The sequence below is a fragment of the Ensifer sp. genome (assembly GCF_031989085.1).
Lineage (GTDB): Bacteria > Pseudomonadota > Alphaproteobacteria > Rhizobiales > Rhizobiaceae > Ensifer.
Genome location: NZ_DALZXU010000004.1, coordinates 216275 through 231454, shown reverse-complemented (window position 1 = coordinate 231454; position 15180 = coordinate 216275). Strand labels below are relative to the sequence as shown.

At 63.5% G+C, this 15180-nt stretch carries 18 protein-coding genes; 12 read left to right on the top strand and 6 right to left on the bottom strand.

Annotated elements, in window-relative coordinates; genetic code table 11:
• The first annotated feature begins 64 nt into the window (after nucleotides 1-64).
• From ffh to trmD, 5 genes are all read left to right on the top strand, one after another.
• Nucleotides 65-1624 carry a signal recognition particle protein gene (gene ffh, locus RTP54_RS20035; RefSeq protein WP_112806567.1) on the top strand — a complete coding sequence of 520 codons (1560 nt, stop codon included), beginning with the start codon at nucleotides 65-67 and terminating at the stop codon, nucleotides 1622-1624.
• A 14-nt stretch (nucleotides 1625-1638) separates the two neighbouring features.
• Entirely contained in the window at nucleotides 1639-1974 is a 336-nt protein-coding gene (locus RTP54_RS20030; protein WP_112806565.1) for a chorismate mutase, read from the top strand.
• Nucleotides 1975-2011: 37 nt separating this feature from the next.
• Nucleotides 2012-2377, top strand: a complete 366-nt coding sequence (gene rpsP / locus RTP54_RS20025) for a 30S ribosomal protein S16 (RefSeq protein WP_112806563.1) — start codon at nucleotides 2012-2014, stop codon at nucleotides 2375-2377.
• 92 nt (nucleotides 2378-2469) lie between these two features.
• Entirely contained in the window at nucleotides 2470-3030 is a 561-nt protein-coding gene (gene rimM, locus RTP54_RS20020; protein ID WP_112806749.1) for a ribosome maturation factor RimM, read from the top strand.
• An 11-nt stretch (nucleotides 3031-3041) separates the two neighbouring features.
• Complete coding sequence (gene trmD / locus RTP54_RS20015) at nucleotides 3042-3734, top strand: tRNA (guanosine(37)-N1)-methyltransferase TrmD (RefSeq protein ID WP_312365372.1); 693 nt, start codon at nucleotides 3042-3044, stop codon at nucleotides 3732-3734.
• On the opposite strand, the gene RTP54_RS20010 is transcribed toward trmD, so the two are convergent.
• Entirely contained in the window at nucleotides 3716-4462 is a 747-nt protein-coding gene (locus tag RTP54_RS20010; protein WP_112815072.1) for a sulfite exporter TauE/SafE family protein, read from the bottom strand. The two genes, trmD and RTP54_RS20010, sit on opposite strands and share 19 nt — an antisense overlap.
• Nucleotides 4463-4786: 324 nt before the next feature.
• Between RTP54_RS20010 and rplS the strand changes: the two genes are divergently transcribed.
• From rplS to RTP54_RS19985, 5 genes are all read left to right on the top strand, one after another.
• Nucleotides 4787-5323, top strand: coding sequence for a 50S ribosomal protein L19 (gene rplS / locus RTP54_RS20005; protein WP_112814978.1), 537 nt, complete (start codon nucleotides 4787-4789; stop codon nucleotides 5321-5323).
• A gap of 127 nt (nucleotides 5324-5450) precedes the next feature.
• Complete coding sequence (locus RTP54_RS20000) at nucleotides 5451-6260, top strand: transporter substrate-binding domain-containing protein (RefSeq protein WP_112806557.1); 810 nt, start codon at nucleotides 5451-5453, stop codon at nucleotides 6258-6260.
• Between the two features lie 9 nt (nucleotides 6261-6269).
• Entirely contained in the window at nucleotides 6270-7091 is an 822-nt protein-coding gene (locus tag RTP54_RS19995) for an amino acid ABC transporter permease (RefSeq protein WP_112806555.1), read from the top strand.
• A gap of 243 nt (nucleotides 7092-7334) precedes the next feature.
• On the top strand, nucleotides 7335-8744 hold the full coding sequence (gene leuC / locus RTP54_RS19990; protein WP_112806553.1) for a 3-isopropylmalate dehydratase large subunit: 1410 nt from the start codon (nucleotides 7335-7337) through the stop codon (nucleotides 8742-8744).
• 166 nt (nucleotides 8745-8910) lie between these two features.
• Nucleotides 8911-9447, top strand: coding sequence for a SixA phosphatase family protein (locus RTP54_RS19985; protein WP_112814979.1), 537 nt, complete (start codon nucleotides 8911-8913; stop codon nucleotides 9445-9447).
• A 41-nt stretch (nucleotides 9448-9488) separates the two neighbouring features.
• Here RTP54_RS19985 and RTP54_RS19980 read toward each other — a convergent pair whose 3' ends face one another.
• From RTP54_RS19980 to RTP54_RS19970, 3 genes are all read right to left on the bottom strand, one after another.
• A complete protein-coding gene (locus RTP54_RS19980) occupies nucleotides 9489-10664 on the bottom strand; it encodes a GNAT family N-acetyltransferase (protein WP_312365368.1) in 1176 nt (391 codons plus the stop codon).
• Nucleotides 10665-10667: 3 nt separating this feature from the next.
• Nucleotides 10668-11303 (bottom strand): DUF6875 domain-containing protein, encoded by a 636-nt coding sequence (locus RTP54_RS19975; protein WP_312365366.1) that lies wholly within the window; start codon nucleotides 11301-11303, stop codon nucleotides 10668-10670.
• 163 nt (nucleotides 11304-11466) lie between these two features.
• Nucleotides 11467-12015 (bottom strand): L,D-transpeptidase family protein, encoded by a 549-nt coding sequence (locus tag RTP54_RS19970; RefSeq protein WP_312365364.1) that lies wholly within the window; start codon nucleotides 12013-12015, stop codon nucleotides 11467-11469.
• A gap of 143 nt (nucleotides 12016-12158) precedes the next feature.
• On the opposite strand from RTP54_RS19970, the gene RTP54_RS19965 reads away from it, so the two are divergent.
• Both RTP54_RS19965 and RTP54_RS19960 read left to right on the top strand, forming a co-directional pair.
• Nucleotides 12159-12842: a response regulator transcription factor gene (locus RTP54_RS19965; protein ID WP_077500839.1), complete on the top strand. Its 684-nt coding sequence runs from the start codon at nucleotides 12159-12161 to the stop codon at nucleotides 12840-12842.
• A gap of 114 nt (nucleotides 12843-12956) precedes the next feature.
• The gene (locus RTP54_RS19960) at nucleotides 12957-13412 is read left to right on the top strand and encodes a cyclic nucleotide-binding domain-containing protein (protein ID WP_312365361.1); all 456 of its coding nucleotides are present in this window, start codon (nucleotides 12957-12959) and stop codon (nucleotides 13410-13412) included.
• Between the two features lie 42 nt (nucleotides 13413-13454).
• Here RTP54_RS19960 and RTP54_RS19955 read toward each other — a convergent pair whose 3' ends face one another.
• Nucleotides 13455-14261 (bottom strand): exodeoxyribonuclease III, encoded by an 807-nt coding sequence (locus RTP54_RS19955; RefSeq protein WP_112814982.1) that lies wholly within the window; start codon nucleotides 14259-14261, stop codon nucleotides 13455-13457.
• A gap of 221 nt (nucleotides 14262-14482) precedes the next feature.
• The gene (locus tag RTP54_RS19950) at nucleotides 14483-15145 is read right to left on the bottom strand and encodes an outer membrane lipoprotein carrier protein LolA (RefSeq protein ID WP_112806745.1); all 663 of its coding nucleotides are present in this window, start codon (nucleotides 15143-15145) and stop codon (nucleotides 14483-14485) included.
• Between the last annotated feature and the right edge of the window lie 35 nt (nucleotides 15146-15180).

The following is a 15180-nucleotide window of genomic DNA, read 5'->3' as shown; positions in this document are numbered from 1 at the left end:
TCGGGCGAAGGAACCCACGTTTCCGGCGAGTTGCCATGCCACCGGAAACCAGAAGGAAGTGAGAATGTTCGAGAGCCTCCAGGACCGCCTTGGTTCCATATTGAATGGACTGACCGGCCGCGGCGCATTGTCGGAAGCAGATGTTTCCGCTGCGCTTCGCGAGGTGCGCCGTGCGCTGCTCGAAGCCGACGTCGCCCTCGACGTCGTGCGCTCCTTCACCGAAAAGGTTCGCGAGAAGGCGGTTGGCGCCGAGATCCTGAAGTCGATCAAGCCCGGGCAGATGGTCGTCAAGATCGTCCATGACGAGCTGGTCGACATGCTGGGCTCCGAGGGCGTCACCATCGACCTCAACGCGCCCGCGCCCGTCGTCATCATGATGGTCGGTCTGCAGGGCTCGGGCAAGACGACGACGACCGGCAAGATCGCCAGCCGGATGAAGACGCGGGACAAGAAGAAGGTCCTGATGGCCTCGCTCGACACGCGTCGTCCGGCAGCCCAGGAACAGCTTCGCCAGCTCGGCGTGCAGACCGGCGTCGACACGCTGCCGATCATCGCCGGCCAGTCGCCGACCGATATCGCCGCGCGCGCCGTGCAGGCGGCCAAGCTCGGCGGCCACGACATCGTCATCCTCGACACCGCCGGCCGCACCCATATCGACGAACCGCTGATGATCGAGATGGCGGAAATCAAGCGGAAGTCCAATCCGCATGAAATCCTGCTGGTCGCCGATGCGCTGACCGGTCAGGACGCCGTCAACCTTGCCCGCAACTTCGACGAACGCGTCGGGATCACCGGCCTTGTGCTCACCCGCATGGACGGCGACGGCCGCGGCGGTGCAGCGCTTTCGATGCGCGCCGTCACCGGCAAGCCGATCAAGCTCATCGGCGTCGGCGAAAAGATGGGCGAGCTCGAAGAGTTCCATCCGCGCCGCGTCGCCGACCGCATCCTGGGCATGGGCGACATCATCTCGCTCGTCGAAAAGGCGGCCGAGAACATCGACGCCGAAAAGGCGGCGGCCATGGCCGCCAAGATGGCCAAGGGCAAATTCGACCTGAACGACCTTGCCGACCAGTTGCGCCAGATGCAGAAGATGGGCGGCATGGGCGGCATCATGGGCCTGATGCCCGGCATGGCCGGCATGAAGGACAAGATGGCGTCCGCTGGTCTCGACGACAAGCTGTTCGGTCGCCAGATCGCCATCATCTCCTCGATGACGAAGGCCGAGCGCGCCAACCCGGACATGCTCAAGCATTCGCGCAAGAAGCGCATCGCCGCCGGTTCCGGCACCGACGCTGCCGACATCAACAAGCTTCTGAAGATGCACCGCCAGATGGCGGACATGATGAAGATGATGGGCAAGGGCAAAGGCGGCATGATGAAGCAGATGATGGGCGGCCTTGCCAGCAAGATGGGCCTCGGCGGCCTTGGCGGCGGCGGCATGCCCGATCTTTCGAACATCGACCCCAAGCAGCTCGAAGCGTTGCAGAAGCAGGCGGAAGCGGCCGGTCTCAAGCCCGGCGGCATGCCGGGCCTCGGCGGCGGCGGTCTTCCCGGTCTCGGCGGCGCCAAGCTTCCGGGCCTTGGCGGCTTCCCCGGCCTTCCCGGCCTGCCGAAGAAGAAGTGAGGATCGCTAGAGATATGATTGATCCCGAAATCAGACAGGAATTGGCGGGTTACCGGCAGTCGATCGACAATATCGATGCCGCGCTCGTTCACATGCTGGCCGAACGGTTCCGCTGCACCCAGGCGGTGGGCGTTCTCAAGGCCAAGCACCAACTGCCGCCGGCCGATCCGGCGCGCGAAGAATACCAGATCGAACGCCTCCGCCATCTGGCGAAGGATGCCAATCTGGATCCGGATTTCGCCGAGAAGTTCCTGAACTTCATCATCAAGGAAGTCATCCGGCATCATGAAGCCATCGCCGCCGATCGCACGCAGTCCGCGGGCGCCGTCGGCACCACCCATTCCGCTTGAACGAAGCGGTCAAGAAAGCCTGCAAGGAGTTACTCAAATGGCACTGAAAATTCGTCTCGCCCGTGGCGGTTCCAAGAAGCGTCCTTACTACCAGATCGTCGTTGCCGACGCGCGCAGCCCGCGTGACGGCCGCTTCCTCGAGAAGATCGGTTCCTGGAACCCGATGCTCGGCAAGGACGACGAAAAGCGCGTCGAGCTGAACGCCGAGCGTATCACCCACTGGATCGCCCAGGGCGCCCAGCCGACCGACCGCGTTCTGCGCTTCCTCGACCAGGCTGGTATCGCCCAGCGTCCGGCTCGCGCCAACCCGAACAAGGGTCTGCCGGGCAAGAAGGCTCAGGAACGCGCTGCTGAAGCCAAGCAGAAGGCCGAAGACGCCGCTGCTGCTGCTGCCGCAGAATAAGATCCGTCAAACGGATGAAGGAGACGGGCGGCATTTCCATGCCGCCCGTTTTCCGTTATGTGCACCCTGAAATCCTGAAATGGATGCGGATGATGAGCAAACTCGAAAACCCGGTTCTGATGGCGACTATCGGCGCGGCGCAAGGCCTGCGCGGCGAGGTCAGGGTCAAGTCCTTCACCGACGACCCGACGGCGCTCGGCGACTACGGCCATCTGCACAGCGCCGACGGACGCCTGTTCGAAGTGCTGGAAATCCGCGAGGCCAAGAACGTGGTCGTCGTGCGCTTTCGTGGCGTCAACGACCGCAACGCCGCCGAGGCGCTCAACGGTCTTGAACTGTTCATCGACCGGGACAACCTTCCGGACGACGATCTCGACGAAGACGAATTCTTCTATGCCGACCTCGAAGGCCTCGAAGCCGTTGACGGCAGCGGCAAGAGCTACGGCACCGTCACCGGCGTGTTCGATTTCGGCGCCGGCGATCTGCTCGAGTTGAAAGGCCCGGGCAAGCGCCCCGTGCTCATTCCCTTTACCGAATGGTCCGTCCTCGAGATCGATCTCGAAGGCGGAAAGATGCTCGTCGATCCCCTGGCCGCCGGCCTCATCGACGACAAGGACGAGTCGGGCAGCCCGTTTTCGGCCAAGCGCAAGTGAGCGGCAAGGCAATGCCCTTCCGCGCAACGGTGCTCACGCTCTATCCCGAAATGTTTCCCGGTCATCTCGGTGCCTCGCTTTCGGGCCGGGCGCTGGAGCGCGGCCAATGGTCGATCGATGCGGTTCAGATCCGTGATTTCGCCGAGGACAAGCACCGCACCGTCGACGACACGCCGGCCGGCGGCGGCGCCGGCATGGTGCTGAAACCCGACGTGCTTGCCCGTGCGATTGACGCAGTCTCCGGCAGCGATGACCGCCCGCGGCTTCTGATGAGCCCGCGCGGCCGGCCGCTGACGCAGGCGCGCGTGCGCGAACTTGCCGACGGTCCCGGCGTGGTGATTGTCTGTGGCCGCTTCGAAGGCGTCGATCAGCGCGTCATCGACGGGCGCGAACTCGAGGAAGTGTCGATCGGCGACTATATTCTTTCAGGCGGCGAGCCGGCGGCGCTGACGCTGCTCGACGCGGTCGTGCGCATCCTGCCCGGCGTGATGGGCAATGAGCTTTCGGGCGTCCACGAGAGTTTCGAAGGCGGATTGCTCGAGCATCCGCACTACACACGGCCACAGGTGTTCGAGGGCCGGGAGATCCCGGCGGTGCTGACGTCAGGCAATCACGGCGCCATCGCCAAATGGCGCGAGGCGGAGGCCCGCCGGTTGACCGGTGAGCGCCGGCCGGACCTGCTTTCTCAACCGGTGAAGAAGTAGTAGGCGGCGAGCAGCAATCCGACCGCCACCACCAGGGCGCGGATCACTGCCTGCGGCACGCGCCTGGCGGCCCAGACGCCGAGATAGCCGCCGAGCGCCGCACCCGGCACCATGATCGCCGCATGCAGCCACGACACGACGCCGCCGGCGGCGAAAACGACGATGGCGATGGCGGCAATGACGATCGAGATGAAGTTCTTCAGCGCATTCAGGCGGTGATAGCCGCCGCCGGTCGCAAGCCCCAGTACCGCCAGCATCATGATGCCCATGCCGGCGCCGAAGAAGCCGCCATAGATCGAGGTTGCGAACTGGCTGACGATGCCGGCCGGACTGATCGCATGCTCGTCGATGCGGGCCTTGGGCTTCAGAAGCGGGCCGGCGGCAAAGATCGCCGTCGCGGCGATCAGCAGCCATGGCACAAGCGCGCGGAACGAGGCGTTCGAGAGCGAGATCAACAGCACGGCACCGACAAGTCCGCCGATCGCCGAGATGACGCCGAGCTTGATCGCCTGGCTTTTGTCGGCGCGGATCTCCTTGGCATAGGCAAGCGTCGAGGTGATGTAGCCAGGGAGCTGGATGATCGACGAGGTTGCATTGGCGACGATCGGCGGCAGCCCGCCAAGGGTCATGGCACCGAAGGTGAGGAAGGTTCCGCCACCGGCAATCGCGTTGACCATTCCCGACAGCAGGCCGGCAACGAAAAGCAGAAGTATTTCGAAGATATGCATGGCCATCCCTCATCCCCAAGCCGGCATAGCCCGCCGGTTTTGCGGCCGCAAGTCCGCGCACGCACGCTTTTCGATGCGCGTTCATTCGGAATCTCTGATAGAATCCGCGCCGAACGCCTCCATGGCCCGGAAAATATGGCTTGCGGGGATGACAAGCGGGGTTTCTTCGTGTAAGTGCCGCCCCGGTTCGGGTTTTTGCCCGTCGACCACCAACAAAGAATGGTGAATTCGCTCCTGCCGGGATCCGGCAACATCTGAAGGCACGTCCGACAGGTCGATCGAGAGCGCTCTGGCTGTTTCAGAAGAACTTGAAAGGTTAACCCGATGAACATCATCCAGCAGCTGGAAGCCGAACAGGCCGCCAAGATTGCCGCCAAGCGCACGCTCCCCGATTTCTCCGCAGGCGACACGCTGCGCGTCAACGTCCGCGTTGTCGAAGGCTCGCGTACCCGCGTTCAGGCCTATGAAGGCGTTTGCATCGCTCGTTCGGGCGGCGGCATCAACGAGAGCTTCACCGTTCGCAAGATCTCCTACGGCGAAGGCGTCGAGCGCGTATTCCCGGTCTACTCGCCGCTCGTCGAGAGCGTTGAAGTGGTTCGCCGCGGCAAGGTCCGTCGCGCCAAGCTCTACTACCTGCGCGATCGTCGCGGCAAGTCGGCTCGTATCGTTGAAAACACCGGTACGCGCGCTCGCAAGCTGAACGAAGCCGAGCGTCAGGCCGTTGCCGAGGAAAAGGCACGCATCGAAGCTGAAAAGATCGCAGCAGCTCAGGCTCTGGCCGCCGAAAAGGCAGCAGCCGAAGCCGCAGAAGCCAAGGCAGCAGCAGAAGCCGCCAAGGCAGCTGAAGCCGCAGCGGAATAAGTTTTCAATCCTTTCGGATTGTTGGGAAGGCGGCCTCGGGCCGCCTTTCTTTTTTGGTACTATGCGCTTGTCTTTTCTCCGCAATCCGTGACATTTTTCGCTGCCACACTTTTCGGGAGCTCCTCCAATGACAATCCGTCGCCATGTGCTTGCGGGCATCGCAGCCGCACTCGCCGTTCCATTTGCCTTTTCCGCACCGGCTTTTGCCAGCGACCTGCCTGACCTCGGCGGCAAGACGGTCATCGTCGTCACGGAAAATGCCTACCCGCCGCTGCAGTTCGTCGATCCGAAGACCGGCGAGGCGATCGGCTGGGAATATGACGCGATGAACGAGATCGCCAAGCGTCTGAACTTCAAGGTCGAGTACCAGAACACCAGCTGGGATGCGATGATCCAGGCCGTCCATGACGGCCAGTACCAGATCGGCATGACCGGCATCACCATCAAGGACGACCGCAAGGAAAAGGTCGATTTCTCCGACCCCTACATGCGCTCGCAGCAGTTCATGCTGGTGCGCGGCGACGAGACCCGCTTCAACGACGGCAAGAGTTTCGGCGCCTTTGCCGATGGTCTGGTCGGCGCGCAGCCGGGCACCTCGCCGTTCTACACTGCTGTCTACGAAATGCTCGATGGCAACGAGCAGAACCCGCGCGTCAAGCTGTTCGAAACCTTCGGCGCGACGGTTCAGGCCTTGAAGGCCGGCGACGTCGACGTCGTCCTGACCGACAGTGTCGCAGCCAAGGGCTATGTCGATTCCTCCGAAGGCAAGCTGAAGGTCGTCGGCGGTCCGCTCGGCACCGAGGATTTCGGCTTCATCTACCCGAAGGGATCCGATCTCGTTGCGCCGATCAACGCCGCGATCAAGGCGCTGAAGGCAGATGGAACCTTCGACGCCTTGGACAAGAAGTGGTTCCTCGACTACAAGATGGGCGGCTGATCGCAGGCCATGGCCGCCCCACAATCGTCTGACATGTCCGCAAAGGGCGACTATCCCTGGTGGCTGGTCGCCCTTCTGGTGATTGCAGTGGCGCTCGCCGCAATCATCGTCACCAATGACATCTACACCGAAGTCTTCAACGTCGTCCTCAAGGGCATCGGCGTCACCGTCTTCGTAACCCTGATGGGCTTCGTGCTCGCCACCACACTCGGCCTCGGCATCGCGCTGATGGCGCTGTCGGAGCACGCGGCCCCGCGCCAGATCGCACGCTTCTACACCGAGGTCATTCGCGGTGTGCCGATCCTGGTCCTGTTGTTCTACATCGCCTTCGTCGGTGCGCCGGCGCTCGTCACGATCGCCAACTTTATCACCGCTCCCCTGATTTCGGCCGGCTGGATGGAGCCGGTGGTGGTGCGCGACATCTCTTTGATGTGGCGGGCGATCATCGCGCTGATGATCGGCTATTCCGCCTTCATCGCCGAGGTCTTTCGCGCCGGCATCCTCTCGGTCGACAAGGGCCAGGTGGAGGCCGCCAAGGCGCTGGGTCTCACGCGCTACCAGCGGTTTCGCCTGGTGATCTTTCCGCAGGCTGTGCGGGTGATCCTGCCGCCGCTTGGCAACGATTTCGTCGCCATGGTCAAGGACTCGTCGCTGGTCTCGGTACTCGGCGTCGCCGACATCACCCAGATGGGCAAGGTCTATGCGTCCGGCTCCTTTCGCTTCTTCGAGACCTATTCGATCGTTGCCTATGTCTATCTCGTGCTGACGATCGGCCTGTCGCTGGGCCTGAGGGGGATCGAGCGTCGGTTGCGCCGCGCAGAGCAGCGTTGAGGCCGCTTCCACCGATTGCCGAAGTGTCAGAAAATTGATATGTACGGTGTCATGGAATCCAAGTTCGGATGTCGAGAGCAGAAAATTGTCGTGCTGCAAGACCACAAGCGTCTTCCGGCCCGCTTTTTCGCGCGCGTGTCCGGGGCGCTGACAAGCCTCCTATCCTGATCCCTTGATCAGCGTTTCCGGCCGCCTTGCTGCCGGCTTTTCCCTCATTTACGAAAATTCGATGGATATATCGCCATGAGCGCACCGCGTACTCTCTATGACAAGATCTGGGACGACCACCTGGTCAACAGCCAGGACGATGGCACCTGTCTTCTCTACATCGATCGTCACCTCGTTCACGAAGTGACGAGCCCGCAGGCCTTCGAAGGTCTGCGCATGGCCGGCCGCAAGGTGCGCGCGCCGGAAAAGACGCTTGCCGTCGTCGACCACAACGTGCCGACTTCGCCTGATCGCCATCTCGGTATCAAGAACGAGGAAAGCCGTATCCAGGTCGAGGCGCTCGCCACCAACGCGGCCGAGTTCGGTGTCGAATACTACTCCGAGAACGACAAGCGCCAGGGCATCGTGCACATCGTCGGCCCTGAGCAGGGCTTCACGCTGCCGGGCATGACCATCGTTTGCGGCGACAGCCACACCTCGACGCACGGCGCCTTCGGTGCGTTGGCGCACGGTATCGGCACGTCCGAAGTCGAGCACGTGCTGGCGACCCAGACGCTGATCCAGAAGAAGGCCAAGAACATGCTGGTGCGCGTCGACGGCCAGCTGCCGCCCGGCGTCACCGCCAAGGACATCATCCTTGCCATCATCGGCGAGATCGGCACGGCCGGTGGCACCGGCCACGTCATCGAGTTTGCCGGCGAAGCGATCCGCGCGCTGTCGATGGAAGGCCGCATGACCATCTGCAACATGACGATCGAAGGCGGTGCCCGCGCCGGCCTGATCGCGCCGGATGAGACGACCTTCGAATACATCAAGGGCAAGCCGCGCGCGCCGAAGGGCAAGGCGCTCGACATGGCGATCGAGTATTGGAAGACGCTGCACACGGACGAGGGTGCCCATTACGACCGCGTCGTCGTGCTCGACGCCGCCAACCTGCCGCCGATCGTCTCCTGGGGTTCCTCGCCCGAGGACGTGATCTCCGTCCAGGGCATCGTTCCGAACCCGGACGAGATCCAGGAGGAGACCAAGCGCACCTCCAAATGGCGCGCGCTCGACTATATGGGCCTGAAGCCCGGCACCAAGATCACCGACATTGCCGTCGACCGCGTCTTTATCGGTTCGTGCACCAATGGCCGCATCGAGGACCTGCGTGCGGTTGCCGCTGTCGTCGAGGGCCGTCAGGTCGCTCCGACCGTTTCGGCGATGATCGTGCCGGGTTCCGGCCTCGTGAAGGAACAGGCGGAAGCCGAAGGCCTCGACAAGATCTTCCGGGACGCCGGCTTCGACTGGCGCGAGCCGGGCTGCTCCATGTGCCTGGCGATGAACGACGACCGGTTGAAGCCGGGCGAACGCTGCGCCTCGACGTCCAACCGCAACTTCGAGGGACGCCAGGGCTTCAAGGGCCGCACCCATCTGGTGTCGCCGGCAATGGCGGCGGCTGCCGCGGTCGCCGGACACTTCGTCGACATCCGCGAGTGGAAATAATCCGAACCGCGTGAAAGTAAGCCGGTTCTTGAGCTTTTCCGGCGTTGATGGCCGCCCCCCGGGGCGGCCTTTTTTATGGCGTTTCGGCACGACAAAATCAGGGCGCAATGCCAGAATGGTGGAGCGGCTTCAGCATGGGGCGGCATTTGGCGGGAGCGCAGTTCCTATGGCAGAAGATGACGGGGCAAGACCATATCGCCTGATGTTGCTGCGCCACGCGAAATCGGCCTGGCCCGACGGCGTCGACGACCATGATCGCCCGCTTGGCGAACGCGGCCGCAAAGCGGCACCGCTGATGGGCGCCTACATGGCGCGCAAGGGCCTGATACCCGCGCTTGCCATCGTTTCCACGGCGCGGCGCGCGCGGGAAACCTGGGCGCTGGTCAGCGATCGCCTGCCGTCGCCGATCAACTGCCGGGAAACCTCCGACATCTACGAGGTTGGAGCAGCGGCCATCCTGACCACACTTGGCGCTGTCGACCCGGCGATCCGCGACCTGCTGGTCGTCGGCCACAATCCCGGCATGGAGGATCTGGCTGATCGCATTGCCGGGGCTGGCGCGGCGGAGATGCTTGCCCGCATGCGGCAGAAATTTCCGACAGCGGGGCTCGCGGTGTTCTCCTTCGACGGCTCAAGCTGGCAGGACCTCGCCCCGGGTGGGTGTCGCCTCGTCGACTTCGTGACGCCGCGACAGCTCGTCTGACGCCGCGACAGCTCGCCTGACGCCGCTGGCCGTGCCAAGGGTTAACGCAAGACGAGCCGGCGCAGCAGGCCAGCAGGCAGGCGCTTGGCCCATGCTTTGGCCATCGGTTGCAGCCGCGCCAGCACGAGCGTGCGCATCAGCCGGCCGCGCCAGGAGAAAGCGAAGGCGTTGTCGCTGACGGCGACGAGGCCGTCGGCGTGTTGCATCTTGTACTCGTCGGCCGGAGCCAGAAGGTCGAAGACGCGGTTGCCGCGATCGGCGGCTGCGGCGAATGTCCGGTGAATGAGCAGTCTTCCCAGCCCCTCGCGCTCATAGCCCGAGGCAGCCGCAAGGACATGACCGAAGGTGTGTCCCTTGCAATCGAAGGCGAGATCTATGCCGATCGGCCGCCCATCGCAGGCAATGGAAGAGACCCGCAGGCCGGTCGCGGCATCGCCGGCCACATCTTCGAAGAAGGCCTGGAACCTGTTGTCCATGACCGTCGGGGACAGGATGGCGTTTTCGAGCAGCCAGGTCCTCTTGATGGTGATGGCGGTTGCCGCGGCCGCGCTTGCCTCAGGTCCTGGCTCCGGCTCGCTGAAGGTGACTACGCCGCGCTCGTTCAGCCTGCGCAGCCGGCGGCGGTGGTTCGACCGCTCGCGTGGCGAATAGGCGACACCCAGGCCGTCGGGCAGGATCCGCCATGACAGGTTTGCGAAAGGTGCCTTGAGATCGCCAGGCAGGATGGCAATGCCCGGCAGGGGGCAGCCACAAAGAGCGGCGTCGGTGCGCACCCGTCGCGCTTCGAAAAGGTCGACGCCGAGAGAGGCAAGTGCCGTCCAGCTCGCCTGGAGCAAGGCGGCTCTGTTGTCGCCGGCTTCGACAAGCACATCGCCGAACTGGGCCACCGGCGCGCCCATGAAGGAAAGCACCTCGATCCCGAGCTTGCGGTAACGCACCAGCGGCCAGAGAGTGGCGAGACGCCCGTCGATCCGCCCGGCGATGATGGAGAGCTGTGTACGCGCGTCGAGATAATGCCGCGCCCAGTACCGCAGGAAGGCGTGGCGCTGGAACACCTGCTGAGGCGTCGCCGCCCGCTCGAACAGATCGTTCCACTCCTTCTCGAGGGCTTCGAAGCCGTCGAGGGTCGTGACGATGCTGATCTCGACGTCCGATCCGGACACGCGCGAACCCGCGAACATTTCGTTGGCGATCGGCGACGTCGCGCTTTCGGGCATGGTTCAGCGGCTTCGAAAATGATCGACCAGCCGCCGCGTTCCCTTGAGCGGGAAACGGGCGAGATAGGCGACCATGAGGGCGGGATGGAGTGCCGCAAACGGGGCGTCGTTCTCGACGAGGTGGCGGACCGCCAGAACAGGCATCGGCGAGCGCAACGGCCGGAAATCCGGGTTCCACAGGCCGCGATCCTCGGAGCCGGCATGCATCATGCCGATCATGCGGGCGCGCGCCAGCGAATAGAACCGATGGCGCCGCTGGATCCGCTTCAGCATCGCGATCCCGTCGGGACCGGCGCAATCGGGAAAGCCGACGATCACGGTGCGGAAATGCTTCATCGCCGGTTTGCACGGGATCGATTCGAGCGCGCCGAAGGCGCCGCGGATCAGGGCAAAGGCCTTGTCTTCGTCGTTGGCGCCGGCGTTGGAGATCGCCAGCCGGACCGTATCGATCTTCGCGGCCTGACGGGTGAAGGGGCAGACGGCGCCGGTACGCCCGAGATCGGGATGGCTGTTCATCAGATAGGATTCGACCCAGCCATGCAGTGCCGTCATACTGGGATCTGCGAAACCCTCGACGTCTTTCATCCCGATGAACCGTCCGTCGGTCGCCGGTATCGTTTTGCCCGTCTTGGTCGGCATCGGCATCACTCGCCCTGCAAATCTCGCTCGAGGCTACATAGACGTCAGAGCTTGAGGAAGTGTTGATGGTTGCAGACCGTGCGATTTCCCGCAAGGCTCGTGTTTGACGCCGTCTTCGCCCGAGCGTTGCGGCACACCGGTTTCGAGCATTGACGCCATCCCATCAGACAACCTTGACCACTGCTCCGCGACGCAGATGCGGGATCAGCCGGCGCATGGCGGCAAGGCTGATGGCGACGCAGCCTTGCGTCGGCTGGTAGCCCGGGCGGATGAGGTGGAAGAAGATCGCCGAACCGGCGTGCCGGCGCCGGCTGCTGAGGTTCCAGTCCATCACCAGGCAGACGTCGTAGAGCCCGTCGTTGCGCATCATCTCCTCGTGGCTGGGCGAAAAGGGCGCCTTTGCCGGGCGATTGTAGCTGGCATGGGAAGGCGCGTCGCACCAGAGCATGCCCTTGCGGATCGCCCGGGTGGGAAGCGGCGTCGAGGGCAAGGCGACCCTGTCGCGCCTGACATAGCCGCCGACAAGCTTCATCGCTGCGCGCGGCGTCGCACCATCGCCCTCGCGCTTGCGGCTGGTGATGCCGCTGCGGCCGATGGCTGCTTGCTCGGTGTGGCCGTCGAAGGTAACAAGAGCACGCCGGCGATCGCGCGGGGCCGGGCGCACGGTAATCACGGTTTTGGCAGGCCTTGTTCCCGACGTTTTCTTGCGCATCTGTCTCACGGATTTTTGAATTGTCCGTGATTTGGCGGGCACCATAAGCACGGTTGCACATATATCGAGGTTGCAAAGCCGGTTCGCTTGCCAACATTGGCATTTGAGCTAGTTTGAAACCGGAAGCAAACAGGAATTGTCCCATGGCGACCCGTACCATTCTTCTTGTCGACGACGACAATGACCTGCGCGAGACGTTGGTCGAGCAGCTTTCGCTGTATGAGGAGTTCGATCTTCTCCAGGAAGCTTCGGCCGGCAAGGGTATCCAGGCGGCCCGCGCCCAGCAGGTCGACCTGTTGATCATGGATGTCGGCCTGCCCGACATGGATGGGCGCGAGGCGGTCAAGCTGTTGCGCAAGGGCGGCTTCAAGGCGCCGATCATCATGCTCACCGGCCATGATACCGATTCCGACACGATCCTCGGTCTCGAAGCCGGCGCCAACGACTACGTCACCAAGCCGTTCCGCTTTGCCGTGCTGCTCGCCCGCATCCGCGCGCAGCTGCGCCAGCACGAACAGAGCGAAGACGCGACCTTCAGCGTCGGTCCCTACACGTTCAAACCGAGCCAGAAGCTGCTGACGCTGGAAAACGGTCAGAAGATCCGGTTGACCGAAAAGGAAGCGGCCATCATCCGCTATCTCTATCGCGCCGACCAGAAGGTGGTGACGCGCGACGTGCTGCTGGAGGAGGTCTGGGGCTACAATTCCGGCGTGACCACCCATACGCTCGAAACACATGTGTACAGGCTTCGCCAGAAAATCGAGCGCGACCCTTCCAATGCCGAGATTTTGGTGACAGAGAACGGCGGCTACAAGATCGTTCCGTGAGACGTCGACGTCGGACAATTTGTCCTGACGTCAGCTGCTCCGGGCTGTTTGCATCGATTGCGATGCTTTTCGGAGCCGGATCCGGAAGCGTCGTAATTCAGGGAGGTTAGCCGCTTGGCGCTCAACGACGACATCGTTCTCTTGTCCAATGTGCCGCTTTTTGCCGATATCAGCGAGGACAAGCTGAGGCTGATCGCCTTCGGGGCGGAACGTCGCCGCGTGTTTAAAGGGCAGGAGCTGTTTCGCGAGGGGGCGCCGGCCGATTGCGCGTTCGCGATTGCCAGCGGCAGCCTCTCGCTGTCGAAGGCCAATGGCGAAGGCATCATGGAGGACATCACCACCGTCGGCCGCGGCGCGCTTTTATCCGAACTGGCGCTGATCTCGATGGTGGAGCGCAAGTTCACCGCGACTGCGGACGAGGACAGCGAGGTCATCCGCATCAACCGGCCGCTGTTCCGGCGCATGCTGGAAGAATATCCCGAAGTCGCGGCCCTCGTCGAAGCGCGCATCCGCGAAAACCTGCAGGCGATGATCCGCCGCGCCGGCGCGCTTGCCGGCCGTTTCGCCTGACGCACTTCCGATAAACGGTCGAACGCCAGGCGCTCGATCGCCTTAAATGTCGAAGTGGGCGATCACGGGCACATGGTCGGACGGCCGCTCCCAGCCGCGGGCCTCGCGCAGGATATCCACCTTCGTCAGCTTGGGGGCAAGGTCGGCCGACGACCAGATGTGGTCGAGGCGCCGGCCGCGGTCGGCCGCTTCCCAATCCTTGGCGCGGTAGCTCCACCAGGTGTAGAGCTTGGTTGGCGACGGCGTGTGCTGGCGCATCAGATCGACCCAGCCGCCGCCGGTCATCACCGTCGTCAGGCCCTCGGTTTCGATCGGCGTGTGACTGACGATCTTCAACAACTGCTTGTGCGACCAGACGTCGTCCTCAAGCGGTGCGATGTTGAGATCGCCGACGAGGATCGAGGAGATCCCGGCTTCCGCCTCGGCGTGCAACAGCTTCATCTCGTCGACGAAATCGAGCTTGTGACCGAACTTCGCATTGATCGCGCGGTCCGGCTCGTCGCCGCCGGCCGGGACGTAGAAATTGTGAAGCCGGATCTTCTTGCCGCCGGCCGCAAACACCACGGAGAGATGGCGGGCGTCACCGACGCCGCAGTAATCGCGGCGGTCGCTGAGCTCATGAAGCGGCAGGCGCGAGATCGTCGCGACGCCGTGGTAGCCCTTCTGGCCGTGCATCTCGATGTGGTTGTAGCCGAGCGCCTTCAGCGGCTTGGACGGAAACTGGTCGTTCGGGCACTTGGTTTCCTGCAGGCAGAGGATGTCTGGCTGCCAGGTCTTCAGGAGGTGCTCGACCAGCGGCATGCGCAGGCGAACGGAATTGATGTTCCACGTGGCGACGGACAGGGCCATTGCTCATTTCCCATGATCGGTGAGGCCGGGCGTTCGACGAAACGGAAGCCGGCTCAGGACGGATGTTTTCGATGTCCGGGAGGTTTAAGCAGGTCTGGCGCTTCGGGACAAGGAAGCCCTGAAAAAGGCTACCTTCACGTCACGCATCTCAAGGACGCGCAGTGCCGCAACGGGCCGAGCGGGCAGGCAGCCGGCGTGCGCAGGGCTGCCCCGGGGAAAGCTTAGCCGCCGCGCTTGTTGCGGACTTCGTCGTAGGGGATCTTGAACACCTTGTCGTCGAGCGCCATGCCGGTCTGGACGTTGAAGATCATCACCGAGGTGTCCTTCTTCTGCGCATCGGTGATCGTCCACTGGCGCAGGTCGTAGGTCTTCGGATCGAACATCATGGTGATGGTCGAATCGCCGAAGATCGAGCGGTCGCCAAGCACGATGGTGATGAGATCGGACTCTTCCTTGACGTCGCGCACCATCTTGCCCGACAGGTCGATGCGTTCGCTGAGCAGAAGGTTGAGCGGCGTCTTGGAGAGCGGATAGATGTCCCAGGTCTTCAGCTTCATATTGCCGATGACCACCGATTTGCCGTCGGCGATCACCCGCATCGGCGAAGGGGCTTCGTAGTTGAAGCGGATCCGGCCGGGGCGGCGGATGAAGAACTTGCCGCCGGTCTGCTCGCCGCGCGGGCCGAACTGCACGAATTCGCCGGACATGGTCTTCACCGACGAGAAATGGTCGGCGATCCTCTGGGCCGAGCCGGAGGCCTGGGCGAAGGCCTTGGTGACGTCGAGACCGGTGCCACCCATGCCCGCGAGCGCCGCGAGGCCGCAGACGAATACGCGGCGCGACATCGCCGGATTGCTGGCTTGGGTGGTTTTCGCTTCCGTCATCGCAGTCTCCTTCATTTCCTTGATCATCTGGAGCG

Bases quoted from the DNA above. Each gene is read 5' to 3' on its own strand.
- ffh (WP_112806567.1), top strand. From the start codon at position 65: ATGTTCGAGAGCCTCCAGGACCGCCTTGGTTCCATATTGAATGGACTG.
- RTP54_RS20030 (WP_112806565.1), top strand. From the start codon at position 1,639: ATGATTGATCCCGAAATCAGACAGGAATTGGCGGGTTACCGGCAGTCG.
- rpsP (WP_112806563.1), top strand. From the start codon at position 2,012: ATGGCACTGAAAATTCGTCTCGCCCGTGGCGGTTCCAAGAAGCGTCCT.
- rimM (WP_112806749.1), top strand. From the start codon at position 2,470: ATGAGCAAACTCGAAAACCCGGTTCTGATGGCGACTATCGGCGCGGCG.
- trmD (WP_312365372.1), top strand. From the start codon at position 3,042: ATGCCCTTCCGCGCAACGGTGCTCACGCTCTATCCCGAAATGTTTCCC.
- RTP54_RS20010 (WP_112815072.1), bottom strand. From the start codon at position 4,462: ATGCATATCTTCGAAATACTTCTGCTTTTCGTTGCCGGCCTGCTGTCG.
- rplS (WP_112814978.1), top strand. From the start codon at position 4,787: ATGAACATCATCCAGCAGCTGGAAGCCGAACAGGCCGCCAAGATTGCC.
- RTP54_RS20000 (WP_112806557.1), top strand. From the start codon at position 5,451: ATGACAATCCGTCGCCATGTGCTTGCGGGCATCGCAGCCGCACTCGCC.
- RTP54_RS19995 (WP_112806555.1), top strand. From the start codon at position 6,270: ATGGCCGCCCCACAATCGTCTGACATGTCCGCAAAGGGCGACTATCCC.
- leuC (WP_112806553.1), top strand. From the start codon at position 7,335: ATGAGCGCACCGCGTACTCTCTATGACAAGATCTGGGACGACCACCTG.
- RTP54_RS19985 (WP_112814979.1), top strand. From the start codon at position 8,911: ATGGCAGAAGATGACGGGGCAAGACCATATCGCCTGATGTTGCTGCGC.
- RTP54_RS19980 (WP_312365368.1), bottom strand. From the start codon at position 10,664: ATGCCCGAAAGCGCGACGTCGCCGATCGCCAACGAAATGTTCGCGGGT.
- RTP54_RS19975 (WP_312365366.1), bottom strand. From the start codon at position 11,303: ATGCCGACCAAGACGGGCAAAACGATACCGGCGACCGACGGACGGTTC.
- RTP54_RS19970 (WP_312365364.1), bottom strand. From the start codon at position 12,015: ATGCGCAAGAAAACGTCGGGAACAAGGCCTGCCAAAACCGTGATTACC.
- RTP54_RS19965 (WP_077500839.1), top strand. From the start codon at position 12,159: ATGGCGACCCGTACCATTCTTCTTGTCGACGACGACAATGACCTGCGC.
- RTP54_RS19955 (WP_112814982.1), bottom strand. From the start codon at position 14,261: ATGGCCCTGTCCGTCGCCACGTGGAACATCAATTCCGTTCGCCTGCGC.
- RTP54_RS19950 (WP_112806745.1), bottom strand. From the start codon at position 15,145: ATGACGGAAGCGAAAACCACCCAAGCCAGCAATCCGGCGATGTCGCGC.